General features: G+C 64.0%; 15 protein-coding genes. 8 read left to right on the top strand and 7 right to left on the bottom strand.

The annotated features are described in order from the left end of the window. Nucleotide 1 precedes the first annotated feature (1 nt). The 5 genes from kdpA to FJ977_RS13065 all read left to right on the top strand — a co-directional run bounded on the left by kdpA (nucleotide 2) and on the right by FJ977_RS13065 (nucleotide 8064). Nucleotides 2-1705 carry a potassium-transporting ATPase subunit KdpA gene (gene kdpA, locus FJ977_RS13090; RefSeq protein WP_140771971.1) on the top strand — a complete coding sequence of 568 codons (1704 nt, stop codon included), beginning with the start codon at nucleotides 2-4 and terminating at the stop codon, nucleotides 1703-1705. 213 nt (nucleotides 1706-1918) lie between these two features. Continuing rightward, nucleotides 1919-4012, top strand: coding sequence for a potassium-transporting ATPase subunit KdpB (gene kdpB, locus FJ977_RS13080; protein ID WP_140771969.1), 2094 nt, complete (start codon nucleotides 1919-1921; stop codon nucleotides 4010-4012). Between the two features lie 11 nt (nucleotides 4013-4023). Beyond that, nucleotides 4024-4587: a potassium-transporting ATPase subunit KdpC gene (gene kdpC, locus FJ977_RS13075; RefSeq protein WP_140771967.1), complete on the top strand. Its 564-nt coding sequence runs from the start codon at nucleotides 4024-4026 to the stop codon at nucleotides 4585-4587. A gap of 58 nt (nucleotides 4588-4645) precedes the next feature. Further along, on the top strand, nucleotides 4646-7375 hold the full coding sequence (locus FJ977_RS13070; protein ID WP_140771966.1) for a sensor histidine kinase KdpD: 2730 nt from the start codon (nucleotides 4646-4648) through the stop codon (nucleotides 7373-7375). Continuing rightward, nucleotides 7375-8064, top strand: a complete 690-nt coding sequence (locus FJ977_RS13065) for a response regulator transcription factor (protein ID WP_140771964.1) — start codon at nucleotides 7375-7377, stop codon at nucleotides 8062-8064. Before FJ977_RS13070 ends, FJ977_RS13065 begins: the two co-directional genes overlap by 1 nt. Nucleotides 8065-8090: 26 nt before the next feature. Here the strand turns inward: FJ977_RS13065 and FJ977_RS13060 are convergent, their stop codons facing one another. The 7 genes from FJ977_RS13060 to FJ977_RS13030 all read right to left on the bottom strand — a co-directional run bounded on the left by FJ977_RS13060 (nucleotide 8091) and on the right by FJ977_RS13030 (nucleotide 13884). Next, nucleotides 8091-9527 carry an MFS transporter gene (locus tag FJ977_RS13060; RefSeq protein ID WP_140771963.1) on the bottom strand — a complete coding sequence of 479 codons (1437 nt, stop codon included), beginning with the start codon at nucleotides 9525-9527 and terminating at the stop codon, nucleotides 8091-8093. Nucleotides 9528-9820: 293 nt separating this feature from the next. Next, a complete protein-coding gene (locus FJ977_RS13055; protein ID WP_140771961.1) occupies nucleotides 9821-10306 on the bottom strand; it encodes a DUF992 domain-containing protein in 486 nt (161 codons plus the stop codon). A 95-nt stretch (nucleotides 10307-10401) separates the two neighbouring features. Next, nucleotides 10402-10947: a DUF992 domain-containing protein gene (locus FJ977_RS13050; protein ID WP_246683054.1), complete on the bottom strand. Its 546-nt coding sequence runs from the start codon at nucleotides 10945-10947 to the stop codon at nucleotides 10402-10404. Nucleotides 10948-11153: 206 nt separating this feature from the next. Beyond that, nucleotides 11154-11993, bottom strand: a complete 840-nt coding sequence (locus tag FJ977_RS13045) for a tetratricopeptide repeat protein (RefSeq protein ID WP_140771959.1) — start codon at nucleotides 11991-11993, stop codon at nucleotides 11154-11156. A gap of 192 nt (nucleotides 11994-12185) precedes the next feature. Next, nucleotides 12186-12452, bottom strand: coding sequence for a 30S ribosomal protein S21 (rpsU, locus tag FJ977_RS13040; protein WP_010911429.1), 267 nt, complete (start codon nucleotides 12450-12452; stop codon nucleotides 12186-12188). Nucleotides 12453-12628: 176 nt separating this feature from the next. Next, a complete protein-coding gene (locus FJ977_RS13035) occupies nucleotides 12629-13015 on the bottom strand; it encodes an SET domain-containing protein-lysine N-methyltransferase (protein ID WP_140771958.1) in 387 nt (128 codons plus the stop codon). A gap of 110 nt (nucleotides 13016-13125) precedes the next feature. Beyond that, entirely contained in the window at nucleotides 13126-13884 is a 759-nt protein-coding gene (locus tag FJ977_RS13030) for an SDR family oxidoreductase (RefSeq protein ID WP_140771957.1), read from the bottom strand. Between the two features lie 196 nt (nucleotides 13885-14080). Here FJ977_RS13030 and FJ977_RS13025 point away from each other — a divergent pair, with 196 nt between their 5' ends. The 3 genes from FJ977_RS13025 (at nucleotide 14081) to FJ977_RS13015 (ending at nucleotide 16627) form a co-directional block, all read left to right on the top strand. Further along, nucleotides 14081-14821: a hypothetical protein gene (locus tag FJ977_RS13025; protein WP_140771955.1), complete on the top strand. Its 741-nt coding sequence runs from the start codon at nucleotides 14081-14083 to the stop codon at nucleotides 14819-14821. A gap of 127 nt (nucleotides 14822-14948) precedes the next feature. Further along, complete coding sequence (locus FJ977_RS13020; RefSeq protein ID WP_140771954.1) at nucleotides 14949-16202, top strand: sarcosine oxidase subunit beta; 1254 nt, start codon at nucleotides 14949-14951, stop codon at nucleotides 16200-16202. A gap of 2 nt (nucleotides 16203-16204) precedes the next feature. Beyond that, complete coding sequence (locus tag FJ977_RS13015; RefSeq protein WP_140772785.1) at nucleotides 16205-16627, top strand: hypothetical protein; 423 nt, start codon at nucleotides 16205-16207, stop codon at nucleotides 16625-16627. The last annotated feature ends 4 nt before the right edge of the window (nucleotides 16628-16631 follow it).

Here is a 16631-nt window from a genome sequence, read left to right as displayed (position 1 = left end):
CATGACACTCAACGGTTGGATACAGATCCTGGTCTTCTGCGGGATCATCGTTTTGCTGACGAAGCCGCTTGGCTTCTACATGCACCGCGTCTTCAACGGCGATCGCACACTGCTTTCGCCGATCTTCGGCCCGCTCGAGCGCGGACTTTACCGCGTTTGCGGCACCAGCGAACGCGAGGAGCAGCACTGGACCAGCTATGCGGTGGCCCTGCTGCTCTTCAACGTTGCAGGCTTCCTGGTGCTTTACCTCCTGCAGCGCCTGCAGGGCAGCCTGCCCTACAACCCGGCCGGCATGAGCGCGGTCGATCCGGCGCTTGCTTTCAACACCGCCGCCAGCTTCGTCACCAACACCAACTGGCAGAACTATGGCGGCGAAAGCACCATGTCCTATCTCGTGCAGATGGCGGGGCTGACCGTTCAGAATTTCGTTTCGGCGGCCACCGGCATCGCGATTGCGGTTGCGCTGATCCGTGGATTTGCCCGTGCCTCCGGCAAATCGATCGGCAATTTCTGGGTCGACATGACCCGCTGCACGCTCTACCTGCTCCTGCCGCTGTGCATCGTGCTGACGCTTGTCTATGTCTGGCTCGGCATGCCGCAGACGCTTGGGCCTTACGTCGACGCCACCACGCTGGAAGGCGCCAAGCAGACGATCGCTCTCGGCCCGGTCGCCTCCCAGGTCGCCATCAAGATGCTCGGCACCAATGGTGGCGGGTTCTTCAATGCCAATGCGGCGCATCCGTTCGAGAATCCCGACGCGATCTCCAATCTGATCCAGATGGTGACCATCTTCGCGCTGGGTGCCGCGCTGACCAACGTCTTTGGCCGCATGGTCGGCAACCAGCGCCAGGGCTGGGCGATCCTCGCCTCCATGGGCGCGCTGTTCATCGCCGGCGTCGCCGTCTGCTACTGGGCGGAGGCCGCGGGCAATCCGCTGGTCCATGCGCTGGGCATCGACGGCGGCAACATGGAAGGCAAGGAAACCCGCTTCGGCATCGCGCTCTCGGCGCTGTTCGCTGTCGTCACGACGGCCGCATCCTGCGGTGCGGTCAACGCCATGCATGACAGCTTCACCGCGCTTGGCGGCATGATCCCGCTCATCAACATGCAGCTCGGCGAAGTCATCGTCGGCGGCGTCGGCGCCGGCTTCTACGGCATCCTGATGTTCATCGTAGTCGCCGTCTTCGTTGCCGGCCTGATGGTCGGCCGCACGCCCGAATATCTCGGCAAGAAGATCGAGGCCAAGGAGGTCAAGATGGCGATGCTGGCCATACTGTGCCTGCCGCTGGCGATGCTGATCTTCACGGCTATCGCCGTTGTCCTGCCCAGCGCCGTGGCTTCGATGGCCAATGGCGGCCCGCACGGCTTCTCCGAAGTGCTCTATGCCTACACCTCGGCCGCGGCGAACAACGGTTCGGCCTTTGGCGGCCTCACCGGCAACACACCCTGGTACAACATCACCATCGGCATCGGCATGCTGATGGGCCGCTTCCTGGTCATCATCCCCGCGCTTGCCATCGCCGGCGCGCTGGCGGCCAAGAAGACGGTGCCCGCCTCGGCCGGCACGTTCCCGACAGACGGTCCGCTGTTCGTCGGGCTGCTGGTCGGTGTCATCGTGATCGTTGGCGGCCTGACCTTCTTCCCGGCGCTCGCCGTCGGGCCGATCGTCGAGCACCTGGCGATGATCCACGGGCAGACCTTCTGAGGCGATCATGCCCTGGTTCAGCACCATGCGCCGCAGGACCCGGCGGCCAGCCGGCAATGAGGGGGAGGCGAAGCCTCCTCCCTTCCCGACCGTGTCCACATTCCTTGGCATTGCGGCGGTCATGATCGTGATCTGGCTGCTGGTCTACGGCCCACCCTTTTCGGCATCCAACCGACCGGTGCCGCCCACCAACACTGAAGCCGGAGCTTCAAAATGAGTCACACGAAATCGGCCAGCATCATGGATGCCGGCATTCTCTGGCCCGCCATTGGCGGTGCCTTCCGCAAGCTCGACCCGCGTACGCTTGCCCGCAACCCGGTGATGTTCGTCGTCGCCGTCGTCTCGGCGCTGACATCGGTGCTGTTCATCAGGGATCTCATCGTCGGCGGCGGCGATCTGCGCTTCACATTGCAGATCATCATCTGGCTGTGGTTCACGGTGCTGTTCGCTAATTTCGCCGAAGCCGTCGCCGAGGGGCGCGGCAAGGCTCAGGCGGATTCACTGCGCAAGGCGCGCACCGAGACCCAGGCAAAGCTCCTGGCCGGCGAAGACAGGACCAAGTTCAAGCTCGTGCCCGGCACCAGCCTGAAGGTCGGCGACATCGTCCTGGTCGAAGCTGGAGACATCATCCCGTCGGACGGCGAGGTGATCGAAGGCGTCGCCTCGGTCAACGAAGCGGCGATCACCGGTGAGTCGGCCCCCGTCATCCGCGAATCCGGCGGCGACCGCTCGGCCGTCACCGGCGGCACGCAGGTGCTGTCCGACTGGATCCGCGTGCGCATCACCGCCGCCTCCGGCCACACCTTCCTCGACCGCATGATCTCGCTGGTCGAAGGTGCCGAACGCCAGAAGACGCCCAACGAAATCGCGCTCAACATCCTCTTGGTCGGCATGACGCTGATCTTCGTGCTGGCCACGGCGACGATCCCGAGCTTTGCCTCCTATTCGGGCGGCTATATCTCGGTGACCGTTCTGGTTGCCCTGTTCGTCACCCTGATCCCGACCACCATCGGAGCGCTGCTGTCGGCCATCGGCATCGCCGGCATGGACCGGCTGGTGCGCTTCAATGTGCTCGCCATGTCTGGCCGTGCCGTGGAGGCCGCAGGCGATGTCGACACGCTGCTGCTCGACAAGACCGGCACGATCACGCTCGGCAACCGCCAGGCGACGGAATTCCGTCCGGTCAAGGGCGTCACCGAACAGGAACTGGCCGACGCCGCGCAGCTTGCTTCGCTCGCCGACGAGACGCCGGAAGGCCGTTCGATCGTCGTGCTGGCCAAGGAGAAATATGCCATCCGCGCCCGCGACATGGCGACTTTGCACGCCACCTTCGTGCCTTTCACGGCGCAGACCCGGATGAGCGGTGTCGACATCGATGGTTCCTCGGTGCGCAAGGGCGCGGTCGATTCCGTGCTCGCCCATGTCAACCAGTCGACATCAGCCGGCCACCCGACGCGGCCGAACAGCGATACGGTCAGGGATCTGCAGGCAATCGCCGACGAGGTCGCCAAGTCTGGCGGCACGCCGCTGGCGGTCGAGCGGGACGGGCGCCTGCTCGGCATCGTGCACCTCAAGGACATCGTCAAGGGCGGCATACGCGAGCGTTTCGCCGAGCTGCGCAAGATGGGCATCCGCACGGTGATGATCACCGGCGACAACCCGATGACGGCGGCGGCAATCGCGGCGGAGGCCGGCGTCGACGATTTCCTTGCCCAGGCGACGCCCGAGGACAAGCTGAAGCTGATCCGCGACGAGCAGGCCAAGGGCAAGCTGGTTGCCATGTGCGGCGACGGCACCAACGACGCGCCGGCGCTGGCGCAGGCCGATGTCGGTGTCGCCATGAACACCGGCACGGTGGCGGCGCGAGAGGCCGGCAACATGGTCGACCTCGACAGCGATCCGACCAAGCTGATCGAGATCGTCGAGATCGGCAAGGCGCTGCTGATGACGCGCGGCTCGCTGACCACCTTCTCGATCGCCAACGACGTGGCCAAGTATTTCGCCATCATCCCGGCCATGTTCGCCGTCTTCTATGTCGCGCCCGGCCAGACAACCGGCCCGCTGCAGGCGCTCAACATCATGCATCTGGCGACGCCGCAGAGTGCCATCCTGTCCGCCATCATCTTCAACGCGCTGATCATCATCGCGCTGATCCCGCTGTCGCTGCGCGGCGTCAAATACCGGGCGATCGGTGCCGGCGCGCTGCTCAGCCGCAACCTTCTCGTCTACGGCCTCGGCGGCATCATCGTGCCGTTCGTCGGCATCAAGATAATCGACATGGCCGTCACGGCCCTTGGCCTTGCATAAGGATCATTCCGATGCTCAAGCAAATCAGACCCGCGATCATCATGATCGTCTTCTTCAGCGTGCTGACCGGCCTGGTCTATCCCCTGGGCATGACCGGCATCGCCCAGGCGCTATTCCCGCGTCAGGCCAATGGCAGCCTGATCGAGAAGGACGGCAAGGTCATCGGCTCCGAGCTGATCGGCCAGGCCTTCGCCAGCGACAAGTATTTCCATGGCAGGCCTTCGGCCGCCGGCAACGGCTATGATGCCGGCGCCTCCAGCGGTTCCAATCTCGGCCCGACCAATCCCAAGCTGATCGACCGCATCAAGGGCGACACCGAGAAGCTGAAGGCGGAGAATCCGAACCAACCCGTGCCGATGGACCTGGTGACGACGTCAGGCAGCGGCCTCGATCCGCAGATCAGCCCGCAGGCCGCCTATTTCCAGGTGCCGCGTGTGGCCAAGGCCAGGGGCCTCGACGAGGCCAAGGTCAAGGCGCTTGTCGACGGCCAGGTCGAGGCAAGGGAACTCGGCTTCATGGGAGAGCCGGCGGTCAATGTGCTGACGCTCAACATGGCGCTGGACGCCGCGAAATAAGCGATGGCCGGTGCCGGGGATCGACAGCATCCCCGGCGCCATTCATGATCGGTTCTTGATGCCGGAAGAAAGAAGCAGCGAAAACAGACCTTCCCCCGACGCGCTGCTCGAGCATGCCGAGCGGGAGGGGCGCGGCCGGCTGCGGATATTCCTCGGCGCCGCGCCCGGTGTCGGCAAGACCTACGAAATGCTGATGTCGGGCCGCGCCAGGCTGACCGACGGCATCGATGTGGTGATCGGCATCGTCGAGACGCATGGCCGCAGGGAAACCCAGGCCCTGGTCGAGGGGTATGAAGTCATCCCCCGCCGCAAGGTCGACTACAAGGGGCGCATCCTCGAGGAGATGGATATCGACGCCATCCTCGCCCGGCGCCCGGCGCTGGTTCTCGTCGACGAACTCGCCCACACCAACGCATCCGGCAGCCGTCACCCCAAGCGCTATCTCGACGTCCAGGAGATCCTGGCGCGGGGCATCGACGTCTACACGACGCTCAACATCCAGCATGTCGAAAGCCTGAATGACGTCGTGGCGCAGATCACGCGGGTCAGGGTGCGTGAAACGGTTCCCGATTCCATCATCGACCAGGCCGATGACGTCGAAATCATCGATCTGACGCCCGACGACCTGATCAAGCGACTGGAGGAGGGCAAGGTCTATTTCCCCAACACCGCGCAACGCGCCATCGAGAATTATTTCTCGTCAGGCAATCTGACGGCACTGCGGGAACTGGCGCTGCGCCGCACGGCCCAGCGTGTCGACGAGCAATTGCTCAATCACATGCAGTCCCATGCCATCCAGGGTCCCTGGGCCGCGGGCGAGAGGGTGCTCGTCTGCGTCGACGCAAGACCGGGCGGTGCGGCCCGCATTCGCTACGCACGCAGGCTGGCCGACCGGCTTCGTGCGCCATGGACGGCGCTTCATGTCGATACGCCTCGCTCGGCCGGCATGTCCGAGGAAGACAAGGACCGGCTCGCCACGCTCCTGCGCCTTGCCGAGCAACTCGGCGCCGAGGTGACGACCATTCCCGGCCAGAATGTCGCGCAGGACATTGTGCGCCATGCGACGGCGAACAATTTCACCCATATCGTGGTCGGCAGGCCGACGCGGTCGCGCTGGCGCGAGCTGATCGAGGGCTCGCTTACCTATGACCTGATCCGCAATGCCGGCGATATCAGCGTCCACGTCATTTCGGGTACCGAGCCGGACGCCGAGGCTAGTTCGAGAAGCGTCAGGGCGGCCGACGAGCAATGGCAATTCCAGATATGGCCCTATCTCAAGGCTACGGGGTTTGTCGCCGGCTCGCTGGCCTTCGCCGTCCTGCTCGACCAGTTTCTCGACGTTCGCAACCTCGCCATCATCTTCCTCATCGGGGTGCTGACATCGGCGGTGACCGGTGGCCTCTGGCCGGCTCTCTATGCCTGTGTCGTCAGCGCCCTTGCCTTCAACTATTTCTTCCTCGAGCCACGCTATACGCTTACGATCCGGGATCCGGAGAGCATTGTCGCGCTTGGCGTGTTCCTGGTCGTTGCCGTCATTGCCAGCAACCTGACGGCGCGCGTGCAGCGCCAGGCGGTCGCCGCCCGCTCGCGGGCGCGGGCGACGGAAGATATTTATCTCTTCTCCAAGAAGCTCGCCGGCGCCGGCACGCTCGACGATGTGCTGTGGGCCACCGCCTTCCAGATCGCTTCGATGCTGAAGCTGCGCGTGGTGTTGCTGCTGCCGGAAGACGGCTCGATTACCGTCAAGGCCGGCTATCCGCCCGACGATACGCTGGCCGAGGCCGACATCGCCGCAGCCCGCTGGGCATGGGAGCACAACCGCGCCGCCGGGCGCGGCGCCGACACGCTGCCTGGCGCCAAGCGCCTCTACCTTCCCTTGCGCACGGGGCGCACCGCGATCGGTGTCGTCGGCCTCGACAACGACAAGCAGGGCCCGCTGCTGACGCCCGAGCAACAGCGCCTGCTCGACGCGCTGGCCGATCAGGCGGCGGTGGCGATCGAACGCATCCAACTCGTCGCCGATGTCGACCGCGCCAAGCTCGCCGCCGAAGCCGACCGGCTGCGCTCGGCTTTGCTGACTTCGATTTCGCATGATCTGAAAACGCCCCTCTCGGCCATCATGGGAGCGGCCGGCACGCTCAAGGAATTCGCGCCCGATCTGCCCGAGCAGGACCGGGTGGAGCTTCTGTCGACGGTGATCGACGAATCGGAGCGGCTGAACCGCTTCATCGCCAACCTGCTCGACATGACCAAGATCGAATCCGGTGCGATGGAGCCGAATTACGCCCTCCATTATGTCGGGGATATCGTCGGCACGGCGCTCAACCGCGCCCGCAAGATCACCAGCGAACACAAGATCGAGGTCGATATTCCATCCGATCTGCCGATGCTGAAGCTCGATCCCGTGCTGTTCGAACAGGTCCTGTTCAACCTTCTCGACAATGCGTCGAAATATTCCCCGCCCGGCTCGACGATCCGCGTGCAGGGATGGGCCGACAATGGGTCCGTCATCGTGCAGATCATGGATGAGGGACCAGGCATCCCGGCGCAGGACCTGGAACGCGTCTTCGACACTTTTTATCGGGTGCGCAAGGGTGACCAGGTGCGCGCCGGCACCGGGCTTGGTCTGTCGATCTGCCGTGGCTTCGTCGAATCGATGGGTGGCACGATCTCGGCCGCCAACCGGACCGACCGCCCCGGTGCTGCTTTCACCATCAGGATGCCGGTGCCGGCGGAAATGCCCGATGCCGACAATCGTGGCGAAGAGACCAGCGTGGATCAGCCGTGATGACCAACTCGAATGTCAGGATACTGGTTGTCGATGACGAGCCGCCGATCCGCAAGCTGCTGCGGGTCGGGCTTGGCAGCCAGGGCTATTCGGTCAGCGAGGCGCCGAACGCCAAGGTGGCGATCGAGCTGATGGAACAGGAAAAGCCGGACCTGGTGCTGCTCGACCTCGGCCTGCCCGGCATGGGGGGGCATGATCTCCTGCGCAAATGGCGTGACGAGGGCGTCGACATTCCCGTGGTCATCCTCTCCAGCCGCACCGATGAGGCCGGTATCGTCAACGCGCTGGAACTCGGCGCCGACGACTATGTCACCAAGCCATTCGGCATGAACGAACTGGTGGCGCGCATCCGCGTGGCGCTGCGGCACAAATTCCAGCAGCAGGGCGAGAAGCCGATTTTCCAGAGCGGTGACCTCAGCGTCGATCTGGTCAAGCGCATCGTCAAGGTCGAGGGCAAGGAGATAAAGCTCTCGCCGAAGGAATACGACATATTGCGCATCCTGGTGCAGCATGCCGGCAAGGTGCTGACCCACCACTTCATCCTGAAGCAGATCTGGGGGGACTCGACCGACGTGCAATATCTCAGGGTCTATGTCAGGCAGCTCAGGCAGAAGATCGAGAAGACCCCGGACCAGCCACGCTACATCACCACCGAAACCGGTGTCGGCTATCGTTTGCGGGTCGAGTAGGACAATCTCCTTCGATTGACCCCGAGTCAGCCAATGGCTTCCAGCGGCCGGTTTGCCGTCGATGATGCCCGCAAGGCCGCCAGGCAGCCGAGAATGCCAAGCGGGACGAAGGCCAGAAAGAGCCAGCTCGCGACATTGGCCGCCGCGTCGTGGTTCAGCCCCTGCGAAAAGCCGCTGGCATTGGCGACGATGCCGGCGAGAGCGGCGCCCACGGCATAGCCGATACGCTGCATGGTCGGCACCGCGGCCGAGGCGATGGTCTGTTCGTCGTCCGGAGCGGAGGCGACGATGACGCGGGTCAGGAACGGCCAGGCGATGCCGAAGCCGCCGCCTTGCAGCAGGGCGCAGAGCAGGATCAGCGGGATCGAGCCGAGCGGTATCGTGTAGGCGAAGCCGGCGATGCCTGCCGCGATCATCAAGGCGCCGCACACAATGATCAGCCGCTCGCGCTGAGGCGGGGCGTTGGCGACAAGGATCGACAGGATCGACCAGGCGATAGATTCGGCAGCGATAATGTAGCCGGTGGTCAGCAGCGGAATGTCATGCAGGCTGGTCAAAAGCAGCGGTCCGTAGACGCCGAAGGAACAGGTCGCGATGGAAAAGGCGGCGACCATGGTCATGCCCGCGCCCACCGGCGTCCGCCACGAGAACAGCCGCGCCGGGAAAAGCCGTGAGCGCGGCTTCAGCGCGTCGACGTAGAAGAACAGCGCCAGGCCGGCCAGGCCCAGCACGATCAGCAGCGAGGAGCGCAGCAGCGCGATATCAACGCCGGCCGAGGCGATCAGCACCACGGCGACGGCAAGACAGCCAAGCGCAGCGAACGGGAAGGGGGGTGCCTTGCCCGCGCCGGCGATGGGTCGCTTTGCTTCCGGAGTGTTCAGAACGAGGAAGCTGGCCAGAGCCATGGCGGTGCCGCCGAAGGTGAAGACGCCGAAGGCCCAGCGCCACGACAGAAGCTCGGTCATGATCGCGCCCAGCAACGGGCCGCTGAAGGCGGCGACGCCCCAGATCGCCGACATGATGCCGAAAAGCTGCGGCCAGATGGCGCGTGAAAACAGCCGCTCGACCGAGACGAAGGCCAGCGACACCAGCGCGCCGCCGCCAAGGCCCTCGATCAGGCGGCCGGCGAGGAACAATTGCATGGAGGGAGAGGTGGCGCAGATCAGCGCGCCGGCGGCATAGAGCAGGGCCGCGACGACCATATTGGTGCGCAGCGCCACATAGCTCACCATGCGTCCGGCCGCGGCGCCGGCGACGATGGCGCCGAGTTCGTAGACCGCCAGCGACCAGCCGACGAGCTGTACGCCGGCCATTTCACCGACCATGGCCGGCATGACGGTCGCCACCATCGTCTCATTGGTAGCGTGCAGCAGGATGCCGAGGCTGATGAAGCAGAAGCGCGCCAGGTCGCCGCTCGCCCACAATGCGCGCCAGTCGACCCTGTTTGTGCTAATTTCAGTCATATCCACCCTATGCTTTGCATATCTCGATCGCGGCGTACGGCACCAGAAGCCAGCAAGGCTTTCCGGCAGGACCATGCGCGGCGATAGCGCCGTATCCAGGCGCTGCTCAGTCGGGGCAGGTTTGTAAGACCTCAACCACGGTTGAGTTCAAGCGGTTCGTTTCGGTGGATCATCGCAACGTTCGAGATTGGCCGAAGCCTCGCAACTTCGTCGTCACCCTAAACGCCAGGCTCAGAGACGCCACCATTCCTCAGAGTTGATGACGAAACGACAAGCGACCGCCCTTGACGCGATCAGTTCTCGATGCTGCGCAGTTGGAACTGGCTGACGCCGATGGCGAGATTGACGCCGGTCTGGGTCTGCAGGCTGAGTGGCTGGAGGGTGAAAGCCTGCGAAGAGCCGCCGACCAGAAGATTGGCGCCGGCTCCAACGGCCGCCGTGACCTCCGCGCTGGCGCCGATATAGTCGCCCGCCAGCGCACCGGGCGCGTAGATGTTCTTCAGCGGCGTCAGCACGAGCCATTGCATCACCGCCTGCTTGGTCGTGCCGATGTCGAGGCCGTATTTGTTGACGGCACCGAAATAGGCCTCAGGCGCGAAGGTCTTGTCGGCCGGAGTGAAGGTGCAACTGAGGTCCTTGGACGAACCGAAGATGAAGCCGGTGCCGCCTGATATGGCGCATTCAAGGGTACCGAGTTCGATGCCGCGGTCCTGCGCCTGCGCTGGTGCCGCGCCAAGCACGAGTGCAATCACGGCAGCGGCGATGGCTGTCTTCGGCATGGCGTTCCCCGGGCGGTTCGGAACCGCTCTATCTTTTTGTGACGCGATTCCAGACGGAAAGCCGTTTCACACTTTTCCTGGAATTGCTCGAAAAATCAAACGGCGCGGAACCATCCTATATGGTTCCGCGCCGCAAGGTAGAGAGGAGCGAGTAGCTCCTTGCGATCACTTGAGCGAGTGATCAGCTGAAGCGAGGTGACAGCCACGGCGAGGTTGACGCCGGTCTGCGCCTGGACGCTGAGCGGCTCCAGCATGAAGGCGCTGTCGAAGCCGCCGACCAGCAGATTGGCGCCGCCGCCGGTGACGACGCTCGCCTCGGCGTTGACGCCATAATAGCTGCCGGCAAGATCACCAGCGTCACGGTCGCGGGTTGCGGCCAGCACGGCCCAGACGAGCTGGCCCTGATGCGTCTGGCCGAGATCGACGCCGATCTTGGAGATGACGCCGGTATAAATCTCCGACGGTCCGTGATGGTGAGGACGGAAGACGCAGGACACGCCCTTGTTGGAGGCCACGATATAGGCGGTGCCGCCGTCGATGGTGCAGTCGAGCGTGCCGAGCTGCAGCCTGCCGGCGCTGGCCGGGGCGGCAGCGAACACGGTCGTTGCAAGGGCAGCGGCGCAGACGAGTTTCTTGATCATGGGAGGGTCCTTTCGCAAATCGCTTGGAAATAACGGCTTGAATGGCCAGACCGTTCCGCTGAAAACTTGGCGCGAACAAGGCAAGGGTTAACGGCCTGCCGCAGGGGTTAATGCACGGTTGCCGGATTGCGGGCGATCTTCAGCGCCGCGTGTCCTTTTGGACACGCGGGATGGCGCTGCAATATCGGGATCGGCCGAAGCCGAGGTCAGCTGACGCGGGCGAGGCCATCCTTGGCCGGCTGATAGCTGGGGTCGAGGCGCACGGCCTCGCGATAGGATTTCGCCGCCTTGGCCTTGTCGCCGCGCCGCTCGTAGATCAGCGCCTGGTTGGCCCAGGCCTCGGCGTTCTTGCCGTCGAGCTTGATGGCCATGTTGAAGTCGGAGAAGGCATTGTCCTCGTCGCCCGTCGCCAGATAGGAGAGGCCACGGCCGTTGTAGGGCTCTGCCGCATCCGGCGCCAGCGAGATGGCGGTCGAGAAGTCCTCGATGGCGAATTTGTGCTGGCCCTGGCTCTGATAGATCAGGCCGCGATTGTGATAGGCGCGGGCGTCCGTCGTATCGAGCTGGATCGCCTTCTGGAAGTCGCTGAAAGCATCCTGGGTCCGGCCCGCCTTGCGGTAGAGATTGCCGCGGCCGATATAGGCGGCATCATAATTGCCGTTGATCTGGATCGATCGGTTGTAGTCGGCGAGAGCGGCTTCCTGGTTGCCGAGGAAGCGCTGGATGAGAGCCCGGTTGGAATAGGCCTGGTAGAAATTCGGGTTGAGCTGGATGGCCTGGTTGAAGTCCTTGAGCGCCGCCTGGTACTGGCCGCCACGGCCATAGGCCGAACCGCGCACATTGTAGCCTTCCGGATCCTGGGGATTGCGCTGGATCACCGTCGACAGCGAGGAGATGTTCTCGCTCGATCCCTGCGCCTTGTCGATGTTGTTGAACTCGCCGGTCGGGCCCGATGTCTGGCAGCCGGCAAGCACCAGGGAAAGCAGGGCCGCTGTCAGGGCGAAACCACGCAATGCGGTCCCGCGCTCCACGCTTGTTGCGTTCATGTCTGCCCTGTCCTCACTTGCGCCGTCGTTCAGGTCCGGTTCCCCCCTCCGGGCCGGGTCACAATGTCATAAACTGTCAGAGCGTGATTTGTGCGCCCAGATGGTCGCGAGTCGCTCTAAACAAAAAGGTGGCGGCGATTCCGCATCGCGCCACCTCAGTATCCTTCGAAAAGGACGAAATATTGGCGATAATCAGCGCGGCGGACGCGCTGCACCGGCAGCGCCGCCGGCAGCCACCGGACGCGGCGTCATCGGCAGCAGGCCTTCGCGCTGGGCGCGCTTGCGGGCCAGCTTGCGGGCGCGGCGGACGGCCTCGGCCTTTTCGCGGGCGCGCTTCTCGGAAGGCTTCTCGTAGTGGCCGCGCATCTTCATTTCGCGGAAAATGCCTTCGCGCTGCATCTTCTTCTTGAGCGCGCGAAGCGCCTGATCAACGTTATTGTCGCGGACGAGTACCTGCACGGGCAATCCTGTCTTTCGGGTTTGATATCATCAGGCAAGTGGCCATAGCCACTAGCCTCCGCGGCGGTCGACACCACGAATTGTGGCGGCTGATAGCAGAATCAGGCCGCGCTGTCCACAGTCGAAATGCAGGACGTCTGTCAAATTGCCACGGCAGCGCCGAGATAGGGCGCCGACTACGCCGTGGCCAGGTGCAGCCGCTCGAAATCCTCGAAGAATTCGCCGTAGTCGCAGGTGATCTCCTCGCCCGCGGCGATGTCACGCGTCGCGGTCGCGCCGCCATACTGCGAAAAGTCGGTGTTCGGCGTCGCCGAATGGTTCATGAAGCGGCCATTGTCGACCTCATAGACCATGAAATCCGGCCGATCCGGACTCGGATAGGCGTAGCGGTCGAGCAATTCCTTGAGAGGCTGGGGTGCGGCCTCATATTTGTCCATCGGGATCAGCCGGTCGAAATCCGGGTCGAGCCGCCAGATCGAGGCGCCTTTCCGGATCGGTTCGGCGGCGAACATGCCGACGCCCTCGATTGCGCTCGCGGCGACATAGGTTCGGATCAGCATCATGGTTTCGGGACTCGTTTCGACAGGAGACGGAATCGCCAAATCGCGCGCAAAAAGCAAGACCGGCGAACCGTGTCACTTGGACGAACAGGACTGTTGGCGGCAAAAACCCTTCACGTCCGGTTGATCGAGACGCCACTATCGGCAAACAGCGCGGTTCCCGTGGTGAAGCTCGAGGCGTCGGAGGCGAGGTAAAGCGCCGAGCGGGCGATCTCCTGCGGCTGCGCCATGCGCTTCAAGGCGTGGATGCCTTCGACGAAAGCGCGGGCCTCGGGTGTCGTCGTCGTCGCGCCGGGCGTATCGGTGCCGCCGGGCAGCAATGCGTTGACGCGCAGGCCTTTCGGCCCGTATTCGGCGGCCAGAACCTGTGTCAGGCCGATCAGGCCGGCCTTGGCGGCGGCGTAGGCGGCCATGCCCGGCATGCCGGCAGTGTAGCCGACAAAGCTCGAGGTGAAGATCAGCGAACCGCCGCCGCGCTCCAGCATCGCCGGTATCTGGTACTTCGCCCCGAGAAAGGCGCTGGTCAGGTTGATGTCCATCGTCTCGTGCCATGTCGCCGGCATCATGTCGGGCAGCGGCGCCATCAAGCCGACGGCGCCGGCATTGTTGAAGGCAATGTCGAGGCCGCCGAAGCTTTCGACCGCCAGATCGACAAGAGCCTTTGCATAGGCTTCGTCCCTGACGTCGCCGGCAAGGGCGACGGCCGTGCCCCCCGCGTCCGATATCTCGGCGACCAGCGTGTCGAGCTCGGCTTGACGGCGGGCGGAGACGACAAGCTTCGCGCCTTCCTCGGCGAAGAGTTTCGCGGTGGCGCGGCCGATGCCGGAGCTGGCGCCGGTGACGATGGCGATCTTGTTGGCGAGTGCGAGCATCTTTTTTGCATCCCTGTTTCGTGCCGATCTTGCCGGCAATCGGGATGTTGATCGCAGCCTAGGGCGGCGCGAGCCACCCGATACCTGCGAAGGCATCGGCGAAGATTCTTGACGCCGGATGGACACCGGGCTACCAAGTCGCCATTCAACCTTGCGGGTGGACGCGCCACCCATTTCAATGACCCCCCAAGACATAATGAGCAAGTTGTTGGCCCCCGGCTTCGAGGGCGACAGCGAGTTGACGTTCGCTCTTCAATCGGCATTTGACAAAGGCTTTCCGCTCGAAAACCTGCGACCGCTGCTGACGTCCGACAACCTTCATACGCAGGCCGCCGCCGCCTACTTGGTGGCCGAAGCCAGTTCCAAAATAATCTACAAGATGAATTGCGTCGTCGCGGAGATAGCCGATCTGCTCGACAGCGAAGTTTCGGGCATCAGGTTCGACGCAATCGAGGCGCTTCTGGGATGCACGACGCCGGCTGATGGCACCGTTCTCGGTCGCCTCATGCTGCGGCTCGATGACGAACACGCCGGCGTTCGGTGGAGGGTCGTTCAGTTCATCTGCCTTGCCGAGCGCTGGCAGCTAAGGCTTGCGGTGGAAAATGCCGCTGCGCTGCGGCCGGACTCGGCTTTCAAGATGCTGATCAGTGCTTATGGTCACTACGTCATGCCTAGCGCCAAGGACCTGCCGCGGTTGCTCGCGCATCCGGATGCGGTGTTGCGGCGCTTTGCAGCGGCGGTGGCTATCAGGCCGCGCGAGGTGATCGTCGAGCGCTTCGTGGCCATGGTGGAGCAGTCGGACGATGCGGAAGTTCGCAAGATCGCCGCTGATTGCCGTCAGGGTTTTCTGCGGCCCACCTATGCAATAAGGCCGTCAATCTTGACGCGAGCATCGGCTGAAACACCAAAAGGCGAAGCTCAAAACGCCGGCCGTTGAAGGTGTGGCGCAAAACGGCAAGCGCCGTCGCAAACAGCGCAAGGGTGGAAGCGTCGTTTCGCTAGTGATACACCTCGCGCGCTGGGGCTGAGTGAAACGCCCTGCCGCCATTTGCGAGGCTGGGACGTTGAAAAAATATTCGGTATTCGCCATCGCCCGCGAGGCCATGCGCGGCCACAAGGGCTGGGAGGAGCAATGGTCCTCGCCCGAGCCCAAGAAGGAATACGACGTCATCATCGTCGGCGCCGGCGGCCATGGCCTGGCCACCGCCTATTATCTCGCCACGGTGCACGGCATCACCAATGTCGCGGTGCTGGAAAAGGGCTGGCTCGGCGGCGGCAACACCGGCCGCAACACCACCATCATCCGCTCCAACTATCTCTATGACGAGAGCGCCGGCATTTACGACCACGCGCTGAAGCTGTGGGATGGGCTCTCCCAGGAGCTCAACTACAACGTCATGTATTCAGCGCGCGGCGTCATGATGCTGGCGCATAATGTGCACGACATCCAGGTGCTGAAGCGCCATGTCCATGCCAACCGGCTGAACGGCATCGACAATGAGTGGCTGACACCGGAGCAGGCGAAGGAATTCTGCCCGCCGCTCAACATTTCGAAGGACGCACGCTACCCGGTCGTCGGGGCTGCCCTGCAGCGCCGTGGCGGCACGGCGCGCCACGACGCCGTTGCCTGGGGCTATGCGCGCGGCGCCTCGGCGCGCGGCGTCCACATCATCCAGAATTGCGAGGTCACCGGCGTCAAGCGCGCGCCGAACGGCGCGGTCATGGGTGTCGACACGACGCGCGGCTTCATCGGCGCCAAGAAGGTCGGCGTGGTTGCCGCGGGCCATTCCTCGGTCATCATGAATATGGCCGGCGTGCGCATGCCGCTGGAAAGCTATCCGCTGCAGGCGCTGGTGTCGGAGCCGATCAAGCCGGTCGTGCCCTGCGTGGTGATGTCGAACACGGTGCACGCCTACATCTCGCAGTCCGACAAGGGCGAGCTGGTGATCGGCGCCGGCACCGACCAGTATGTCTCCTATTCGCAGACCGGCGGCCTGCACATTCTGCAGCATACGCTCGACGCCATCTGCGAAATGTTCCCGATCTTCACGCGCATGAAGATGCTGCGCTCCTGGGGCGGCATCGTCGACGTGACGCCCGACCGCTCGCCGATCCTGGCTAAGACACCGGTGCCCGGCCTCTACGTCAATTGCGGCTGGGGCACGGGCGGCTTCAAGGCAACACCCGGCTCGGGCCATGTCTTTGCCCACACCATCGCCAAGGACGATCCGCACCCGATCAACGCGCCCTTCACCATCGAGCGGTTCCGCACCGGCCGCCTGATCGACGAAGCGGCGGCGGCGGCGGTGGCGCACTGATGATGATGGCCGAAATGGCTGTCGCGATGCCGCTGATGCTGGCGGGGGAACAGGGCATGTTCCATTTGCCGTCGCCAGAAGAGGTGCGCACGCAGCCGATCAGCCGCGCCGGAAACGAGGCCAACTGGCCGTTTTCCGTTGACGACGGCATATTGGCCTGCGTGTGGAGCGGCGGCCAGAAGGTGGTGATGTTCGTGGAGAACAGGCCTGCCGATCTCGGCGAGGACGATCCATTCGAGCCACGCCGCGTCATCGTCACGACCGATCCGGTGCAACTCACCATCGGCAACATGGCGTATCGCGACCTGTTTCGTCCGGCCGCGAGTGTCGAGGAGCGCATCCGGCTCGTCGCGCCGTTTGCGGCAATGGGCCAGAAGCTTTGCGACCAACCCCCCGGCGCCCGCGTCGGCCACGGCGAATTGTAGGAAC

The organism is Mesorhizobium sp. B2-1-3A, from assembly GCF_006442655.1.
GTDB lineage: Bacteria > Pseudomonadota > Alphaproteobacteria > Rhizobiales > Rhizobiaceae > Mesorhizobium.
The sequence above is the reverse complement of the archived record's forward strand: the minus strand, read 5'-3'. Positions and strand labels throughout refer to the sequence as shown.